At 59.7% G+C, this 19,282-nt stretch carries 11 protein-coding genes; 3 read left to right on the forward strand and 8 right to left on the reverse strand.

Translation table 11 applies throughout. From position 1 onward, the window contains the following. Window positions 1-292: 292 nt before the first annotated feature. Entirely contained in the window at window positions 293-2,827 is a 2,535-nt protein-coding gene (gyrA, locus tag VMT30_00895; protein ID HVQ43507.1) for a DNA gyrase subunit A, read from the reverse strand. A gap of 10 nt (window positions 2,828-2,837) precedes the next feature. Then, window positions 2,838-4,952 carry a DNA topoisomerase (ATP-hydrolyzing) subunit B gene (gene gyrB, locus VMT30_00900; GenBank protein HVQ43508.1) on the reverse strand — a complete coding sequence of 705 codons (2,115 nt, stop codon included), beginning with the start codon at window positions 4,950-4,952 and terminating at the stop codon, window positions 2,838-2,840. Between the two features lie 143 nt (window positions 4,953-5,095). Here gyrB and VMT30_00905 point away from each other — a divergent pair, with 143 nt between their 5' ends. Together VMT30_00905 and VMT30_00910 are read left to right on the forward strand one after the other, a co-directional pair. Beyond that, complete coding sequence (locus VMT30_00905) at window positions 5,096-6,604, forward strand: PKD domain-containing protein (GenBank protein HVQ43509.1); 1,509 nt, start codon at window positions 5,096-5,098, stop codon at window positions 6,602-6,604. Continuing rightward, window positions 6,604-7,176, forward strand: a complete 573-nt coding sequence (locus tag VMT30_00910; GenBank protein ID HVQ43510.1) for a hypothetical protein — start codon at window positions 6,604-6,606, stop codon at window positions 7,174-7,176. Before VMT30_00905 ends, VMT30_00910 begins: the two co-directional genes overlap by 1 nt. A 32-nt stretch (window positions 7,177-7,208) precedes the next feature. Here VMT30_00910 and VMT30_00915 read toward each other — a convergent pair whose 3' ends face one another. Next, entirely contained in the window at window positions 7,209-12,827 is a 5,619-nt protein-coding gene (locus VMT30_00915) for a hypothetical protein (GenBank protein HVQ43511.1), read from the reverse strand. A 24-nt stretch (window positions 12,828-12,851) separates the two neighbouring features. Continuing rightward, the gene (locus tag VMT30_00920; GenBank protein HVQ43512.1) at window positions 12,852-13,286 is read right to left on the reverse strand and encodes a hypothetical protein; all 435 of its coding nucleotides are present in this window, start codon (window positions 13,284-13,286) and stop codon (window positions 12,852-12,854) included. A gap of 90 nt (window positions 13,287-13,376) precedes the next feature. Here VMT30_00920 and VMT30_00925 point away from each other — a divergent pair, with 90 nt between their 5' ends. Then, the gene (locus VMT30_00925) at window positions 13,377-13,988 is read left to right on the forward strand and encodes a hypothetical protein (GenBank protein HVQ43513.1); all 612 of its coding nucleotides are present in this window, start codon (window positions 13,377-13,379) and stop codon (window positions 13,986-13,988) included. 24 nt (window positions 13,989-14,012) lie between these two features. Here the strand turns inward: VMT30_00925 and VMT30_00930 are convergent, their stop codons facing one another. The 4 genes from VMT30_00930 to VMT30_00945 are packed head-to-tail and all read right to left on the reverse strand — an operon-like array spanning window position 14,013 to window position 19,204. Further along, window positions 14,013-15,446: a peptidoglycan binding domain-containing protein gene (locus VMT30_00930; GenBank protein ID HVQ43514.1), complete on the reverse strand. Its 1,434-nt coding sequence runs from the start codon at window positions 15,444-15,446 to the stop codon at window positions 14,013-14,015. Between the two features lie 52 nt (window positions 15,447-15,498). Next, window positions 15,499-17,811 (reverse strand): phenylalanine--tRNA ligase subunit beta, encoded by a 2,313-nt coding sequence (gene pheT, locus VMT30_00935; GenBank protein HVQ43515.1) that lies wholly within the window; start codon window positions 17,809-17,811, stop codon window positions 15,499-15,501. Next, window positions 17,808-18,815 carry a phenylalanine--tRNA ligase subunit alpha gene (pheS, locus tag VMT30_00940; GenBank protein ID HVQ43516.1) on the reverse strand — a complete coding sequence of 336 codons (1,008 nt, stop codon included), beginning with the start codon at window positions 18,813-18,815 and terminating at the stop codon, window positions 17,808-17,810. The genes pheT and pheS overlap by 4 nt, the downstream gene beginning before the upstream one ends. Before the next feature lie 14 nt (window positions 18,816-18,829). Next, entirely contained in the window at window positions 18,830-19,204 is a 375-nt protein-coding gene (locus VMT30_00945) for a hypothetical protein (GenBank protein ID HVQ43517.1), read from the reverse strand. Between the last annotated feature and the right edge of the window lie 78 nt (window positions 19,205-19,282).

Here is a 19,282-nt window from a genome sequence, read left to right on the forward strand (position 1 = left end):
CACTAGCGGCAAGGCTAAGAAGGACCTCTACTGACTTTGCTAACCTCATGCAACCCCTCGATCAATAGTGAACGTAGAACCATCAGTGCAACTGACACATACCCAACATTAGCCCTATGTCTGATGCCCAACATTGGATGTATTAACAAAAGATTAAATAAAAATTAACTTATTTATTGTGAGTTTAACTATAAATACGTACGACTCTTCGCCCTCAGGCTCGTATCTCAACAACAGATACGTAGCCGGCGGATGGTCGCGCTGGAACAATTACTAGCCCCGAAAGTAAAAGCTACTCAGCCGACTCAGGCTCAGTCACCGCCACAGCATCCTCAAGCTCAGTCTCGCCCACCAGCGCCACCGACGCCACCTTATCGTCCTCAGCCATCCGCATCACCCGCACGCCCTGAGTCGCCCGGCCGATGAGCGAAATGTTGGCCAGCGCCATCCGGATCACCTGACCCTGGGTACTCACCACCACCACCTCATTGCGCGGATCACTAATCCCCCGCACGTCCACCGTCTTACCGGTCTTGGCCGTCACCACGCCCGCCTTAATGCCTACGCCGCCACGCGCATGCGTCGCAAATTGATCCACCTTGGTGCGCTTGCCGTAGCCGTTTTCCATCACCACCAGCATCTCCATACCGGCGCGTACCACATCCATGCCCACCGCAGTATCACCGCTACGCAGTCGAATACCCCGCACGCCGCGCGTTGCCCGGCCCATCGGCCGCACTTCACTCTCCTTAAACCGAATCGCCTGCGCCAACGCCGTCGAAATAATAATCTCGTCTTTGCCACTCGTCAGCTTCACCCATTTCAGCTCATCGCCGTCGTCCAGCTTGATCGCAATCAAACCATTCGCCCGCACATTCGCGTAATCCGCCAAGGGCGTCTTCTTCACGGTTCCCAGCTTGGTCGCCATAAACAAATACAAATGGTCCACTTTGCTATCAAATGTCACAAGCGACGTCACCTTTTCGCCTTGTCCCAGCTGCAGCAGATTCACCACCGGCTGGCCTTTGGCCGTTCGCGAAGCTGCCGGAATTTCGTAAACCTTCAGGCGGAATACCCGGCCTTTATTGGTAAAGAACAGCATGTAGTCGTGGTTTTGCGTCAGGAGTAGGTGCTCCACCACATCTTCTTCTTTGGTGGTCATACCCATAATGCCCTTACCGCCACGGCCCTGACTCTTGTAAGTGTTCGCCGGAATGCGCTTGATATAATTGCCCGTTGTAAGCGTGACAATGACTTGTTCGTTTGGCACCAGCTCCTCTTCCGAGAACTTGCCCAATTCACTTCCCACAATCTGTGTGCGCCGGTCGTCGCCATATTTGGCCTTGATCTCTTCCAGCTCCTCTCGAATCACTCGCAAAATCTCGCTTTCGCTAGCCAAAATCTTCTCCAGCTCAGCAATCAGCTTGCGCAGCTCTGCCAGCTCGTCTTCGATGCGTTGGCGCTCCAGGCCCGCCAGCGACCGCAGCTGCATACCCAAGATCGCCTTGGCCTGAATCTCGCTGAGCTTAAACCGCTCCATCAAATTCGTACGCGCCTCATCGGTCGTCTGCGAAGCCCGAATCACTTTGATGACCTCATCGATGTGATCCAGCGCCAGCTTGAACCCTTCCAGGATGTGCGCCCGATCCTTGGCTTTGCGAAGCTCAAACTCCGTACGCCGCCGCACCACAATCTGCCGGTGCTTCAGGTATTCGCGCAGCATCATTTCCAGGCTCAGCACCCGCGGCTGACGGCCGTTGTCCACCAACGCCAGCATGTTCAGGTGGAAAGCCGTCTGCATCGGCGTCAGCTTATAGAGCTGGTTGAGCACTTTCTTCGGGTAGCTGTCTTTCTTGAGGTCAATCACCACCTTCGTACCATGGCGGTTGCTTTCGTCGCGCAAGTCGCTAATGCCCACCACGCGCTTGTCTTTCACCAGCTCGGCAATTTTCTCCACCATCGTAGCGCGGTTCACGGCGTAGGGAATCTCGGTGATCACAATCGACTCGTGACCCTTTTTGTCTTCCTTGATCTCCGCCTTGGCCCGCACCACCACACTGCCCTTGCCTGTACCATACGCCTGCCGAATCGAATCATTGCCAAAAATAATGCCGCCGGTCGGAAAATCCGGACCTTTCACGCAGGTCAGTAGGTCGTCGAGCGTCACATCTTCTTTGTCGATGATCATCACGATCGCGTCTACCAGCTCGCTCAAATTGTGCGGCGGAATGTTGGTAGCCATGCCCACGGCGATACCCATCTGGCCGTTGAGCAAAAGGTTTGGCAGCTTGGCCGGCAACACCGACGGCTGCTTCTTTGAGCCGTCATAGTTGGGCACGAAGTCCACCGTGTCTTTTTCGATATCGAAGAGCATCTCCTCGGCAATCCCCGCCATCCGCGCCTCGGTATAGCGCATGGCGGCCGGCGAGTCGCCGTCCATTGAGCCAAAGTTACCCTGGCCATCCACCAGCGGGTAGCGCATCGAAAAATCCTGCGCCATACGCACCATGGCGTCGTAAATAGCACTGTCGCCGTGCGGGTGGTAATTACCCATCACATCACCCACTACCGACGCGCTCTTGCGATATTTGGCCGTATGCCGCAGGCCCAAATTATTCATCACATAGAGAATTCGCCTATGCACGGGCTTTAATCCATCGCGCACATCTGGCAGCGCCCGCGACACAATCACCGACATCGCATACGCCAAATAGCTCGTTTCCATCTCGGTCTCGAGTTTTTGCATCCGCACCGTGCCGATGTCGGTCTTGATGACTTCGGGCTCTTCTTCCGGATTTTCTAGGTTTTCGATTTGCTCTTCGTCCATGCCAGTTCCCTTATACGTCTAGATCGTCAGCTGATAATGTCGTCGCCCGCGATGAAATAAAGTTCTTGCGCAGCAATACTTCCTCGCCCATGAGCTTGTTGAAGATGGCATCAGCCCGCTCGGCGTCTTCCACATTCACCTTCAGCAACACGCGGTTACCCGGATCCATGGTGGTCTCCCACAGTTGGTCGGCATTCATCTCACCCAAACCCTTGTAGCGCTGCACGCCGCTCACGCCGGCTGCCTTCAGGCGCTGCTTCTCTTCGTCCGAAGCGCTCGTCTCATCCTCTTCTTCCACCACCACAGCCCCAGCCGCCACCTCGGGCGCCTCCTCGGTAGCGGTCTCGCCCTCGGTCGACACCACGTCGTCCTCGGCCGCGACCGCTTCGGCCGCCATCTCTTCACCCTCGGCCTTTTTGCCCGTTTTGGCCTCGATCAACCGGTCGATGATGGCGTCGCGCTCCAGCTCATCGTAGGCGTAGATTTTCTTGCGGCCAGCCTGCAGTCCATACAGTGGCGGTTGCGCGATATAAAGATGCCCACCCTCAATAATATCGGGCATATGACGGTAGAAAAACGTCAGCAGCAGCGTGCGAATATGCGCCCCGTCCACATCAGCGTCGGTCATAATAATAATGCGGCCGTAACGCAGCTTACCCAGCTCAAATTGCTCCGCAATCCCCGTTCCCAGCGCGATGATGATGTTCTTGATCTCATTATTGGCCAGCATGCGGTCAAGCCGGGCGCGCTCCACATTCAGAATTTTGCCCCGCAGCGGCAAAATCGCCTGGAATTCGCTATCGCGACCACCCTTGGCACTACCACCGGCCGAATCACCCTCCACGATGTACAGCTCCGAACGCGTCGAATCCCGCGTACGGCAGTCAGCCAGCTTGCCCGGCAGGGTCATGCCATCGAGCGCGCCCTTGCGAATCACCGTATCGCGCGCCGCCCGGGCCGCCATGCGCGCCCGCGCGCTCAGCGCCGCCTTGCCCACGATTTTTTTGGCCTCCGAGGGGTTTTCTTCCAGATAGTAATTAAACATCTCCGAAAACACCTGCTCTACATACCCGCGAATTTCCGGGTTCCCCAGCTTGGCCTTCGTTTGGCCTTCAAACTGCGGATCGGGCAATCGCACCGAAATCACCACGGTAATGCCCTCGCGGACGTCCTCGCCCGTCAAGTTCTCTTCGTTGTCTTTAAGCAACCCGTTCTTGCGCGCATAATCATTCACGCTCCGCGTCAGCGCCCGGCGAAAGCCCTCGGAGTGCGTGCCGCCTTCGGGGTTGGGAATGTTATTGGCAAAGTACTTCGCCGTCTCGGTGTACGAATCGTTATACTGCAGTGCAATCTCCACCTCAGTGTCGCCCACTGTCTTCTGGGCGTAAAACGGCGGCTCATTGATAGGGGCCTTGCCGCGATTCATATGCTGCACATAGCTGCGAATCCCACCCTCAAAGTAAAACCCGTATTGCCTGCCAGTTTTCTCGTCGCTAATTTTGGCCCGCGCGCCCTTCGTGAGATACGCCTGCCGACGCAAGTACTCCAAAATATCATCATAATTGAGCTCAACGGTTTCAAAAATTGCCGCATCCGGCCAAAACGTAATCGTCGTACCCGTCCCGCCCGTCTCGTATTTACCTACCACCTTCACGTCGCTCTGCGGCACTCCACCCTCGTATTCTTGCCGGTACAATTTGCCATCACGGCGCACCTCAGCCACGAGTCGGGTACTCAGCGCGTTGACCACGCTAATGCCCACACCGTGCAAACCACCACTCACCTTGTACCCACCGCCGCCAAATTTGCCGCCGGCGTGCAGCACCGTCAGCACCGTCTCGAGCGCGCTTTTGCCAGCCTGTGAGCCAGTTTTGTGCTTGTCAACGGGAATGCCGGCGCCGTCATCCACTACGCGCACCCCACCGTCGGCCAGCAATGTCACATCCACGCTCGTAGCGCGGCTCGCCATCACCTCGTCAATCGAGTTGTTGACGATTTCCCACACCAAGTGATGGAGCCCCTCGACCCCCGTCCCACCAATATACATACCCGGACGCTTGCGAACCGGATCGAGCCCTTCGAGCACCTGAATCTGATCGGCACCGTATTGTGTTTTATCTGCCATCTCGGAGTGCAACCACCTACAATTATCTCAACAAAAAGGGAGCTTTTGGCTCGGCTTTACCCCCATTATACCGCCCGTGACTATCTGGAGCAAATAACCACCCTCGTTTGCCAGATCAGCCTCGAAGCCGTACAATTGCGCTAATGTTTAGAAAGATCGTTTCTCAGCTCTCGCTATCACCGAGTGCCGTCAGCCAGCTGACGTTCTACGCGCGTCGCCTGGGCAAGGAACGTGTCACACGCACGTTCACCGTGATCGCCGGCGTGCTGCTGGTGGGCCTCCAAAGTGCCGTCGTACTCGGCCCGCCCACCCCCTCCAACGCCGCCTCCCCGAGCGACATCATCCACGGCGGCATCGTCTCCCAGGCCGACCTTCTCAACCGCTACGACGAGAGCGCTGAGCTCCAGGCTATCTACAACCGCCTCGGCATCAGCCGTGCCGACCTCCAAAACACCAAAAAAGCCACGGTCAACACCAAGGATCGCACCCTCAAATCTATCGGCCGCAGCCAGCACTCCGCCAGCGACTACGAAGTCACCATCGGGACCCACACCTATTGGATGCAGCCCCTGTACCAATGGGATACCGGCTCCAATGTTTACAACGGCTCAAACTACGACGTACTCCAAGGCACCCGCTCACGCGACGGCAGCTATTTTGCCGTCATGTTCCACTGCGGCAATATTATCAGCAAAACTTACCCACCAACCCCAACCCCCACCCCCAAACCGACACCCAAGCCAACTCCCAAACCTACACCGACCCCCACCCCAAAGCCCACGCCAACACCCAAACCCAACACGCCCACGCTAGCCTGTGTCAAACTCACCCCCAGCACCACTTCGGGCGATGTGCCGCTGAAGGTAAATTACACCGGCTCCGGCACCGCTACCGGCCAAACCGTGGCCTCCTACAGCTTCGATTTCGGCGACAATAGCCCCACCGCCACGAGCGCCGCTCCCGCCGCTAGTCATACCTACACCACAGCCGGCAGTTTCGTCGCCACCATGCGCGTCAAAGGCTCGTTGGGCGCCACCACTGCCGTCACCAGCGCCTGCAGCGCCACCATTACTACCGCTGCCATTCCGCCGAGCTTCACCAAGGCCAAATCTGCCCTCAACCTCACCCAAAACATCGACGCCGTCACCAAGCCCGCAGGTGCCGGTGACCTCGTCAAATACCACCTCAGCACCAAAAATATCGGCGGCAGCGCTGGCGACTACACCGTCGTGGAACACATTACCGATGTGCTCGAATACGCCGACGTTACCGACCTCACCGGGGCCACCCTCACCGACGGCGTACTCACGTGGCCGGCGCAGTCCATTGCCCCCGACGCCACCCTCGTGACCACCTTCACGGTCAAAATCAAAGACCCCATCCCCACCACTCCCGTCGGCATCTCCGACAAAAATTCCTTCGACCTCCGCCTCGACAACGTCTACGGCACCACCGTCCAGATCACCCTCACTCCCCCACCCGCCAAGCAAGTTGAAATCGCCGCCGCTACCCTCCCAGACACGGGTGGCGCCACCAGCACCCTCGTCGTACTCCTCGTGAGCGGGCTCAGTCTCTTCTTCTACTTCCGCAACCGCCAACTCCTCACCGAAATCAAATTACTACGCGGCGAATTCCAAGGAGGAACCCAGTAATGTCGAGTGAACGTATTTCATCTGGCGGTGAACGCAACGAACAAGCCGCAGCCGAGCTCGAAGCCGCTCGCGCCGAGCGTCTCGCCGAAATCCGCGAAACCGCCGCCGAACACGACCCCGCCGCCCATGCCGAAAAACGGGCCGAGCGAGCAGCCGAAAAAGCGCGCGAAGCCATCGAGATCCACGCCGCCGAGCCCGAGCCGAACAACACTTCAGAAACCGAAACCCCTCACACCGGTCGCCAGCTGCCGTTCCTCAATCAGCATCTCAATTACGCCCAAACTGTCGCGAGTATGCAACGTCACCTGCGCCCCATCAGCCGCAGTTTCAGCAAGGTCATCCACACCCCCGCCATCGAAACCGCCAGCGAAGCCCTCGAAAAGACCGTCGCCCGCCCCTCAGTGCTCCTGGGCGCCACCTGGACGGCCCTCATTGTCGGGAGCGCATTCTATCTCATTGCCCGGCATTACGGCTTTGCGCTGTCTGGCTCGGAACTGATCTTCTCGTTCATCGTCGGCGCTGTACTCGGGCTCGTCCTCGAGGGGCTGTGGCGCGGCCTGCGCCGCCGCTAACGCGTCGCCGATCGACTCTCCCTGCTGCTTTCTTAGCCGATCACCACATTACCCTGCTCATCCACGTACACCTCACCAGGGGCTAATTTTTTGGGCTTCTCTTCCTTTGGCTTATCAAGTTCCGCCGCCGGCTTCTCACCGGTGGGCAGGATAAGCTTACCGGTCATCGAACCCGCTTCCCTAGCCGCAGCCGTCGGCTGGTTGTGCTCGGCCTCAGCCTTGCTGACAATCACCTCCGCCGGCTTCTCGCGACCACGCCCGCCCCGATGACGCCGACGCGGCGCATTGCGACTACCACCGTCAGCTGAGCCGGCCGGAGCGGCCGCGCTCTCAGCGGCCGCGGGCTTCCGATTCACGACAGGCTCGGCCGTCTCCTCCGGGCGCGCTACGCCCACGGGTGGTTCGGGGTTGCGAGCCATCACCGCCGTCGCTTGACGCTCCGCGCGGGCCTTGGCCACATCGTCCGCCGCCAATGACTGCGCTTGCGGCAATCCCTCGTCCTCATCGGCAGCCGCTGAAGCCGGCGGTGGCTCCGGCGAGAGAACCATAGCCCCCGCATGCTTAATGATGGCCGGCGCATCAGCCTCCACCGCCGGTACCGCTGGTGCTACCGGTGGCTCCACCGAAGCCGCCGGGACCGGCCGCTTCGGCTCTGCCGGCGCCTTCGCGGGAGATGCCACGGCCGGCGCTGGGGTCGGTGGCGGAGTTTGATTCACCGCCGGCGAGGCCGAGACCGGCTGAGGTTCCGGCGCTGAAACCGCAGCGGCCGGGCCTTTCACAATCTGCGCCGCCGTACCCGCCGTCTCGCGATTAAGCTCCGCTATCTCACGCGCAAACCGCTCCTTCGACGACTCAATCGGCTCTAGTGGCTGAATAACCTTCAGCCCGTGGTGCTGCGCCGCCGTCCTAGCGTTCGCAGCCGATGCCCCTGTTGACACACCCGGAGCAGTATTGAGCTCAAGATCACCGCCCGGTTGATCTTCCATTCGAGGTCCCGCCACCGGCTCGGGCAAACGCCGATGTTCCGCCGTAGCCTCAGGGTGAATAAGAGCTGCACTCATCACCGTATCAATTTCGTGCTCCGCTTTCTCGATCTGGGCTGATGGCGACAACTCATTAGTCGTCGCCGGCGCTTTTTCAACCTCCGGCGACGACCCTTCAAGCACCAAAGCCTCTGCTTTCGGCGCCTCCGGCTCCGATACGATGAGTGTCGACGACGTCACGGCCGGCACTGGTTCCGCCGGCACCGGCTTAGGCGGCGCCGAATGCTCCGGCGCCTCCACGACCGACTGAGGGGTCGGCGCGGACTCCGCATTATCGTGCTGAGACTCCGCCGGAGGCGCCATCGATTCCGGCAAACTTTCCGCTACACTCACCACATCATCCAGACCCTGCGATGCATTTGCCAAGGCCGGGGCAGAAACCGGAACTGCCGGAGGCTGAGCCGACCCCGTATTCGCAATACTCGCCGCCAGCTCAGCCTGACCCACCGGAACTTGAACCGGCGCGGGCGCCGGCGGCGATGCTACAACGGGCGCGGGTAGGGGTTCAGGTACAGGCACGGGTTCCGCCGGCGCCGGCTCGACCAAAGCAATTCCCTCCGGAAGACCATTTAGTGAAGGCTTACCATCGGCCGCCGATTCCTCACTTGGCGCCTCCGGGCTATTGAGCAATGATTCCGCCGCCGGATCCACAAAGTGAATCAACGGCTCGGGCGGCTGTGGCTCCGCCGGGGATACCGGCTCGGGCACTGGGGTTCGCGGAGCCGGCTCAGCCATTGCCACCGAAGAAGCTGCGGGCGCCACTGGCATCACCGGGGTCTGAACTTCCTCCGGAACCGCCGCAGCAACCTCAACCGGCACCATCGGCTCAGGCGCTGGCGGCGTATCCTGAACAGCCGGTAATACCGGCGGCGCCTCCACCATCGGCGGCTCAACCGGCGGCGCGGGTTCCGGCGCGCGCAACGGCTCCTGCACAGACAATGCGGCCGGCTCAACCGGCACCACCGGCAGAGGCCCACTGGCTACCACCGGCTGCGGCTCTGGCTCCGGACGCACCACCGGTTGAGGGGCAACCGCCACCGCTACTGGAGCCGACGGAGCAATGGGAACGACCGGAACAGCCGGAGGGGGCGCAGCCGCCGGAACCACCGGCGCCGCACCCAGCACGTCAACCCCCGCATAGGGATCATCCGGCAAAGCCCCACCCTCGCCCACCAACCCCGGCTCTACCAGAGGCTCCGGCGCCTCAGCGACACGTGGCGCAGTCTCGGGCGCCGCTGCACCCAGCACATCAATATTCGCATACGGATCATTCTCAAGCGGCTGTCCATCGCCCACAAAGGCCTGATTACTCGCCTCACCCAACAACGGAATTTCACCCAACGACGGCGACTCGGACTGGCTGGCCGACTGGCCGCCACCTCCCGTAATATCATTAATGGACAACGTCCCCCCGCCAGCCGGAGGCACCGAAACTCCAGCCACCGGCCTCGGGTCTCCAGGCAGATCCACCGGTGGCGCTCCAATCGGAGGCGGAGTCGTGGCGGCACCGGTCACAGCCGGAGCCGCCGGCGCAACCGCCGCTGCAGCCTGCGCTCGATCACCCGCCGCCGCAATTTGTTGCGCCAATTCATCGGCTGCGTTTGCCGGAGCTGCCGGTATTGGCGCCACAGGCTGTTGCACCGGCGGCGCCACGGCCTCCCGAAAAGCCGGCGCCACCGCACCCAAATCCAGCGGCTGAACCGCGGGCCGCGGGGTTACCACCGGCAACGGCGGCACACCCGCACCCGGCGCCGGCAGATCAACCGGCGGCGCACCAATCGGAGGCGGAGTCACCGAAAGGCCCACGGGAGCCGGCGCTGGGGCAGGCGGCGGCGGGGGGGGTGCAGCAGCAGCTGACGCCGAGTCAGACGTCAAAGCCAGCGCCGCCAACGGATCAAGTTGCGCCGCCGCCGAAACCGGAGGCGCCGGAAATGCCACGGGGGCAGGGGTCGCCACCGGAGCGGGCATCACCACGGGGGCCACCGGCGGCTGAGGCTGCGGCATCGGCGCGACCGCCGGCGCCGCCCCGACCGCAGGGATGGCCACATCCGCCGGCGCCGCCACGGGCGCGACAGGAGCCGCCGCGACCGGAGGCATGGCCGCCGCCGCGACCGGAGGCATGGCCACGGCCGCCGGCGCCGGAACCGGAACCGGCGCAGCCGCTGGCGGCTTCGAACTCAATCGATCGATCAAATCTGCCTCCACCACCGCTTTATCATGCCCATATTTTGCCGCACTCAACTGCTTTATAGCTAGCCCTAGCTCCACATTCACGTTTCCAATCGGCGCGCTGTCCGCAATACTAAACGGCTGGCTCGGCAACCCACCAATCATCAGCCGCATCGCCGCATGGTAGTTGGGAATGTTCACGAGGTCACTCGCATCAAACACCGGTGCAAACTGCCTCACCATAAACTCCGCATCCTCCGGCCCCATCCGGTGAGCCACGATCGTGCCAATGTTCCCAAACACCGCATCCCGAATCGGATCACTCAGCTGCCCGATGAATTGGTTCGCCACGATCAAATTCAGCCGGTACTTGCGCGCCTCGCTCAAAATGCTCGCAAAACTATCGGTCGAAAAATTCTGAAACTCATCCACGTACAGCGCAAAATCACTCCGCTCTGCCTCCGGCATATCCGCACGGCTCATCGCCGCCGCCTGGAACTTAATCACAAAGATCATACCCAGCAGCTGCGAGTTGAGTTCCCCTATCCGCCCCTTACTCAAGTTCACGATCAAAATCTTTTTCTGATCCATCACCTCGCGAATGTTAAATGAGCTCTTCGTCTGCCCAATGATATTGCGCATCATCTCGTTGTTTTGGAACGCCCCAAACTTACTCACAAACCACCCGAGCATCTCACTCTTGTGGTAGTCGCTCGTTTGCCCCATCTCCTTCGTCCAGAAGTCGATCACCGTCGGGTCCTTGAGGTACTTAAACTTCCGCTTCAAGTAGTCCGTATCCGTAAACACCTTCGGAATCTCAATGAACGTCGCCCCGTTCGGGTCGCTCATGAGCGTCAACGCTGCATTCCGGTACCAATGCTCATACCGCGGACCAATGATCCCCGTGTGCCCCGGGTCGTACAATTTGTAGAGCATGCCGATCGTCTCTTGCACCAAAAAATCCTTCTGGGTCGGATCCGTAAACTCAAACAGGTTCAGCCCCAGCGGATACTGCGTATCGGCCGGGTTAAAGTAAATCACATCCTCGGCTCGGCTCTTGGGCACCAACGCCAATAATTTCTCGGCGCTATCCCCGTGCGGATCAATAAACGCAAAGCCATTACCAGCCTGCATATCCTGCACTGCCAAGTTTTCGAGCATGGTCGATTTACCCGTACCCGTTTGACCCAAAATGTAGCTATGGCGGCGCCGATCTTCAGCACTTAGCCGAATCTCCTTGCGCACCCCCCGAAACTCGTTGTAGCCAAACATAAGCCCCGTTGTCGGCAACTGCACCGGCCCATCCACCTGCTTCGTCTGCTGGCGCTGCACGCTGGCGCTGGGCGTAAACTGCGAATCCGGCAAATGAAACAGCGTCGCGAGCTCCGCGCTCGACAGCACATTGCTCGCCAGCTCATTGGGGAAAAACCGAAAAATAAACGCCGTCACCAACCCCTGCACATCCAGCGCCGGCAAAAACTTAAATCCATTGAGCCCTGGGCTATCAAACAACGCAAACGTTGTCGCAATGTCGCGCAAGAGCTGCTGGCTACGCACCACCGAACCCGTCGACACGATCACCCGCACCAGCACCTCAAATCCCGGATGCTTGGTTTTCTCCTCGATCCGGTCAACCTGGCCCAGCTGCAACTGCGAAACATCCGCTTGCCCACCATTTCGGGCCCGCTCCTCTTCGCGCCGCTCCGCCGGCGCCTTCACGGCCGCTTTAGCCAAATCCAAGGCCGAGAATTTCAGATCATTGTTCTTGCCCTTACGCATCCGATCAGCCAGCGCCACCGACTTTTTCACCCAACCACTACCGGCCGGCCGCAGCATAATCTGTATCGCCACCCCATCTTGCTTCTCCAGCGCCGATACCGTCGTCAACAACGCCTCCATCGGATCACGCTCCAGCTGCTCATATGTCGCAATCGGATACGCGCTCTCGGTTTTGAGCACCATCTCGCCACCCAAAGTCGCCGCCAGCCGCCCGTCCTGATTGAAGATGTTGTGGTCCTCCACCTCCTCCAGCCGCGAGCCCGGATACGCCGTTTGCACCGCCTTTTTCACCACGCTCACCAGCGCCACGGGCACGGCGGCGTAGAAGTGCACCAAACCATCCACCACGATCAGCTCCAACGCAATATGCCGCTGGCCATAGAAGCTACTCTTAAACCCTTCGGTGGCCGTGCCCGCTAGCAGGTTATAGAGCACCTCTGCCTGGGAAGTCTTTTCGCGCATTATCTCGCGCAAATCACGATTTTCGCCCTGCGTATCCGAGCTGGGCGGCGGCAGATGAATCAGCACGGGCACCATCTTGAGACCCCGTTCAATCGCTTTAGCGCGCCGCAATTTCTTCTGATACGTAAAGTACGCCACCGCGCCCAAGCCCCCGGCCAGCGTGAAAAATATCAGCACAATCACCAAGATCACGCTCACCGCCGCACCCTCCAGCCCAAGACGTTACGCTCCTTTGGACTTAGTATCGTCGGGGTTCGGATCCGCTACATTGATCCCATAACGCTTTTGCAAATAATCCTGCTGCAAATCTTCGATCGCCTCTTCCTCACCATACGGATCACCCGCGTGATCTCGAATCACTACCTCGGCCTTATCAACCCATTCAGGCTCAATCACGTCCACATCCGCTGCCGTCGCCGGATTCGCCGAGGCCGAAGTCGGCGCCGCCCCCACGGCCGGAGTCGCCGCTATCGCCGCCGCCACATCCGCCGCCGACAGCTTCGGCGCCGCCGGTTGGCCGCCCGCCGGAGCCGCCGCCGGCCGCTCGCCACCCGCAGCCATCTCCGGGGTCACAGCCGGCATCGCACGCTCCGGGCTCGGGCCCATCGGCCGCTCGCCTCCAGCCGGCATATTCGGTGAGGGTGATTGACTATCCATTACCCGCAATTATACCATATATTGCGCTTGTGCTAACCTGCCGCGGCCGCCCGATTTTGCTACAATGAAACCCAATAACGCAGAAAAGCTATGCCAACTCCCGAAGCTCCATCCGAGCATCCCCCAGTCACAGCCCAAGAGTTAGACCACTCTCAAGACGCCGACAGAGCCAGGTACCTCGACGCCGTAGCCCAAATTGGCGCCGAGCTTGGCTACCAGGGTCCGCCAAATCATTCACCCTACGAGCTCGCCATGCGCCTCACCGGTGGCAATGCCGAAATCAGCACCATCAGGCGAGTTGCTCGCGCGGCCCACGATAGGGGTATGCTCTCTGATCAGTTCAGCTCCAGTCAACTTGCCATCTTTCGCCTCGTTGGCGACGCGGCGCCGGATTGGGGTGAACGAAAAGCTGAAATCCGCCAAACTCCACTGTGGCAACGGATAGTGGCCAGGGCCGAGAAGGAACCCATCTTCTTTGGCGACCCCGACATCCTCTGGAAGGACATCGCCACTCTATACGGTCTCGATCTAACCACCACCTTTGATAGCCTCGATCAGTCCATCAAGGCCGAAACCAATGAAGACAACGCTCAGGGTCTACCGCCAAACCGCCGCCATTACACCCCGCCTCTCTTCAACGCCTACGACCTATTCAGCGACGAACAAAACGGCGCCGGTTTCGGCCGAGCAATAGACTGGTAGCCGGCACCCAAAACGCCTCAGAATCTAATTATGCACCCACACCGGCGTCCCGATCGTCGACCAATTGTATAGGAATTCCGCCGTCGCATCCGGCAAGTTCACACACCCATGCGACCCGCCGTAGTAGTAATCCGGCCCACCAAATTTACCGTTCCGCCATACCGCATCATGCAAGCCATAACCAGAGTAGAAGGGCATCCAGTACTTCACTGGCACGTCGTAATTATACCCATATTGATACCCCACCAGATGAGTATTCGTCGTTTTGTAATAAATGCTAAACAGTCCTGTAACAGTGCCCAAACCAGCGCCCGTAGCCCCACTCGTTAGCGGTGATTCGTAAATCACCTGGTGATCCTGCCATACCCACAAATGCTGCTTGCTCAGATTTATTTCGATGTACCGGCCCAAATCCAAACTCACGAGCGTAGTAGAGGTCGTCTTAAACGGCACCGCATGCGAGGTAATCGCAAATGTCAGGGGAGTCTGCTTGCCCACCGCCTCGGCCACCGCCGCCGTGATCGAATCCTGATCGATAGCCGTCCCCTCGACGCCCTCCTGAGCCACCTTGGCAACACCGTTCTCCACATTCACTTTTTTGTTTGTCGGCGCCACGTCCAGCCGATTGGCCAAACCCTGCACATAATTTTTCAACCGAGCCGTATCCACCTGCGGTACCAACTTATGAGCCAGCCCATCCGGCTGCTTCACAAACCCAATCCAAGTACCAATCTCGGCCGGAGTAGGGGTAAACGTCTGGCCCTGGTAGCTCAAAACCACCGGCACCGCCATCAAATGCCTGGTTTGCTCAATCGTCGGCGCCAGGGCCTGCACCCGAATATCGGCCAGCTGTTCGCGAGGCTTCAGCGCCAGGGTCGCCCCGGCGGGGGAGCGCACATCATCCTCAATCAGCCGCTCCAATCCAATCCGATCAATCGACCAGCCGCTTTTTTCCGGCACCGTCGTCACCGCTCCAGCTGCCACCACCACCGCCGCGTCGACCGGGGGAGTACCAATTTTGTTTGACACACTCGTCGCAAACGCATTGAGCTGGACACGATTGAGCCGGTATGACAGCTCCAGGGGCTCGTGGTGCAACGGCGGCAACCAGCTCTCACGACCCGAATTGTAAGCACTCGAAAGCGTCGCCTCCACATCGAAGGTCACCCCCAAGTCAGCCGCCGCCACGTTATATTTGTCGCCCGCCACATCGAGCTTCAACCGGTAAGCCGCCACATTCTTCGCAATCACCATCCGCGCCTGAGCCAGCGTTAGCCCGCTCAAATTATGGCCGGCCACCCGCACCCCCGGAAGCATCCGCCCATCGTAGTAAGCCTGGGTAGCCATATGCATACCCACAGCAAAAAAACCCACTACCAGGCCCATAGCGGCCACCCGGGTCACCGACGTAAAACCGGCGCTTCCGTGCCGCTCAGGATCTAATCTCCGCCTCAGCATAGAGCTAGTATACCGCTAACGCTTTATTTGAAACAGAGCAAAATGCGCTCCGCTAGCCGCGGCGCTGCGCACCCACCTTGTGGCGCAATCGAGCCAAGACAGCCTCCTCGAGCTGCGTCGCATCAGACTCGGTCGGCGTGCGGTCGGGGAGTGCCAGCCTCACTCGAATCGTCATACCCTTATGACCCGGCGGCAACCCCTCGCCATAATAATCACCCACAAACGTCAGCTCCCAACCCGCCGCCGCTTCCCGCACAGCCTGCCACGACACCTCGCGCGGCACCACGAGCGCAATATCGCGCGTCGTCGCCGGAAACACCCCCGGCGCTACATATGCTCGCGTGCCGCTGGCCGCCACCAGGGGACCGAGGTCAAGCTCCAAGTGCGCCACTTCGCCGTCCAGTTTGAGCGCGCGCAGGTGGCTCGGCAGCAATTGCCCAATACCCCCCACCACCTTGTCGCCCACCAGCACTTCACCAAACCGCCCATTCACATAGGCCGCATGCTGCGCCGGCCGCACCACCACATCCACATTGAGCGCGTCGCCCAGCGCATCGAGCAACCCCTTAGCCACCGCGTAAGCCCGCTCCGGGTCCAACACGGTCACCGCCAAACGCTCCGGTTCGTCCGGCTGATCACCCGCGCTTCGCTTCAAAAACACCTTCGAAATCTCGTAAAATGTCACTGCCTTGGCATACATTCGGTTGCGCTCCAGCGTCGTCAAATGACTCGGCAACAAGCTGCTCCGCAAATACGCCTGCTCACTCGAGAGCGGATTCTTGAGCTTCAAATGCTCGCCAAGGTCCAGTCCCAGCCGTTCCAGCTGATGCGCCGACACAAACGAGTACGTCATTACCTCGAAGCCGCCGGCAGCCCACAGCGTATCGCGAATCCTTCGCCGCCACGTTCTCTGCCGATCAAATTCAATCCGACGCGGCCGCCACGAGGGAATAGTGGACGGCACGCGCTCGTAACCCATCACGCGCACAATTTCCTCTACGAGATCAGCCGGCTCGCGCAAATCCGGCCGCCACCATGGCACCTCAGCCACTTCGATCACCTCGCCCTTAACCTTCGCCTCAATTCCCAGCCGCGCCAGCGCCGCCACGGCCTCTTTGTGCGTAATTCCAAAACCCACCGTGCGCACCAATTTCGGTACCGCTAGTGCAATATTCCAAGTCGAAGGATGTGCATATGGTGCTTCGTAAGTATGCACTAACTGGCCCTCAGCCACCTCGCCCAGCAATTCCACCGCGCGGGCCAAGCCCAGAGGGGGGAGTACCACCGGCAGCGCTCGCTCAAACCGCGCGCTTGCCTCCGTACGCAACCCATGGCGCTGAGCCATCTTGCGCACCGTAGCGCCGTCAAACACCGCCGCCTCCAGCAAAATCTCTTCGGTCTCACCCGACACCTCCGTCGACTGCCCGCCCATCAACCCAGCCAGCGCAATCGGCCCCGAACCGTCAGCAATCACCAAATCAGCCTCAGACAGCGTGCGCCGTACACCATCGAGCGTCACCAGCTCTTCGCCAGCCCGAGCCCGCCGCACGACGATAGGGAGCTTCACCTTGGCGGCGTCAAAAGCGTGCAGCGGTTGCCCAGTCTCCAGCAGCACATAATTCGTCACGTCCACCACCGGCCCAATCGACCGCACACCAGCCGCTCGCAACCGGGCCGCCACCGAGAGGGGAGAGCCAGCCGTCTGCCGCACGCGTACCTTTGCCACCATATACCGAGCCGCCTCAGGCTTCGCCGCCAAAACCCCGCTCGCATCCGCAAACTCCACCAGCGGGGGAGTCAAGGGCAGCAGCGTCGAATCAGTCATTGCCGCCACTTCGCGCGCCAATCCGTACACGCTTTGAACGTCCCAGCGGTTGGCCGGGGTCTTAAGGTCAATGACCGACTCGGCAGGGTAGAGTGAGCTCACCGGCTCACCAAGCCCCGCAGTAGGGGGCAGCTCAAGCAGTCCGTCGTGATTCTGCCCGAGACCCAATTCCTGCTCGCTACACAACATTCCCTCGCTATATTCACCTCGCAATTTCGCCTTCGCAATCCGCTCGCCATCTGGTAACACGGCACCCACTTGAGCAAATGCTACTCGCATGCCCTCGCGAACATTGGGGGCACCACATACTACGCCATATTTACCCTCATTCGTCTCTACCTCGACCAATTTAAGCCTATCGGCTCCCGGGTGCTGAACAACTTTTTTAACCAGAGCCGTCACTACCCTTTTGTCTATTTCGGTTGAAGTAATAAATTGTTCAATCTCCATGCCAGCCCGCTCCAGCGCCTCAACCACTTGACGGTCACTCAACATTGTGCGACGTAGGCATTCTTTGATCCAAGTTGATGTCACCTTCATCGAAACTGCTCCAAAAACTTGAAGTTGGGTCGCCAAAACTCGCGCACGTCATCCACTCCATACTTTATAGCTGCCAACCTCTCCGGCCCAAAGCCAAAGGCAAAGCCGCTATACACCTCCGGGTCGATCCCCACATTGCGCAACACCTGCGGATGCACCATGCCAGCACCCCCCAGCTCAAGCCAACCAGTGCCACTACACAAATGACACCCTTTGCCATCCCGCAAACCAGTGCCGCCACAAATCACACATGTTGCATCCATCTCAACACTTGGCTCAGTATAAGGAAAATAATTCGACCGCAGTCGTACCTTCGTCTCGTCGCCCAGCACTCCACGCATCATTTGCTCAAGCGTACCCTTGAGGTCACCCAAGCTAATGCCCTCATCCACCACCAATCCCTCAATCTGATAAAAGCTCCACGAATGCCGGGCATCCTCATCCTCATTGCGATAAACCTTCCCCGGAGCAATGATCCGGATAGGGAAGTCGTCATGATGCTCAAGCATATAGCGAATCTGAATCCCCGAGGTATGCGTCCGCGGCAAATTCCCCTCTTCCAGATAGAATGTATCCTGCATGTCGCGCGCGGGGTGGTCCTTGCCCACTAAAAGCGCCTCAAAGTTATGCCACTCGGTCTCCACCTCCGGACCATCCGCCACCTGATACCCCATCTGCCAAAACAAGTCCACCAGCTCATCAAGCACCATGCTCACCGGATGGTGATGCCCCAACACCGGCCAAACTCCCGGCGCCGTCACATCCAGCGGCTCAGCCAACGCCATTGCCTCCACTGCGGCAGCCAGTTCCGTCTCGCGAGCCGCCATCGCCGCCTCCACCGCCTCCCGCAACGCGTTGGCCCGCTTGCCGGCCTCTGCCCTCTCCCCCGCCGGCAGCGCCCCCACCGCCTTGAGCTCATCGGTGAGGCCGCCCTTGCGCCCCAGATACGCCACACGCACCAGCTCAAGCTCACTCAAGCTCGAAGCATCCGCAATTTTTTCCATGATTTCGGCTGCGTCTAGGGCCACCTAAGCCTCACGTAAACTTCCACGATCACAAGTAATATTCCCAGTAGTATAGCATCAAGCACGCCCAGCTGGTGCAACGAGCTCAAACTCAGCATCCCCACCAGCCAACCACTCACCAGCATCCCCTGCCGCCACGAATAACGCAGCCGCGCCGCAGCCGTCGCATGTAGCCTCAAATACGTCTTGGCCCCATACAGGCCCAGGGTCAACCCGCACGCCAGCACCAGCAGAAGCAGCACAAACCACACCGTCACCCCAAGCGGTCCCACCGCCTCCGGATTCGTCACAATCAAGCTCAGCACCAAACCGATCGCTCCCGCCAGCGACCCAATAATCAAAACCGTTATCCACGCCAACACCGTCACCGCATATCACTCACGCTTACGTCTCCCCTATTATCTCACCCCGCCACCATCCACCGCAAACCAAAAACCGCTCAGATG

It is taken from the genome of Candidatus Saccharimonadia bacterium (assembly GCA_035544015.1).
Taxonomy (GTDB): Bacteria; Patescibacteriota; Saccharimonadia; order UBA4664; family UBA4664; genus UBA5169.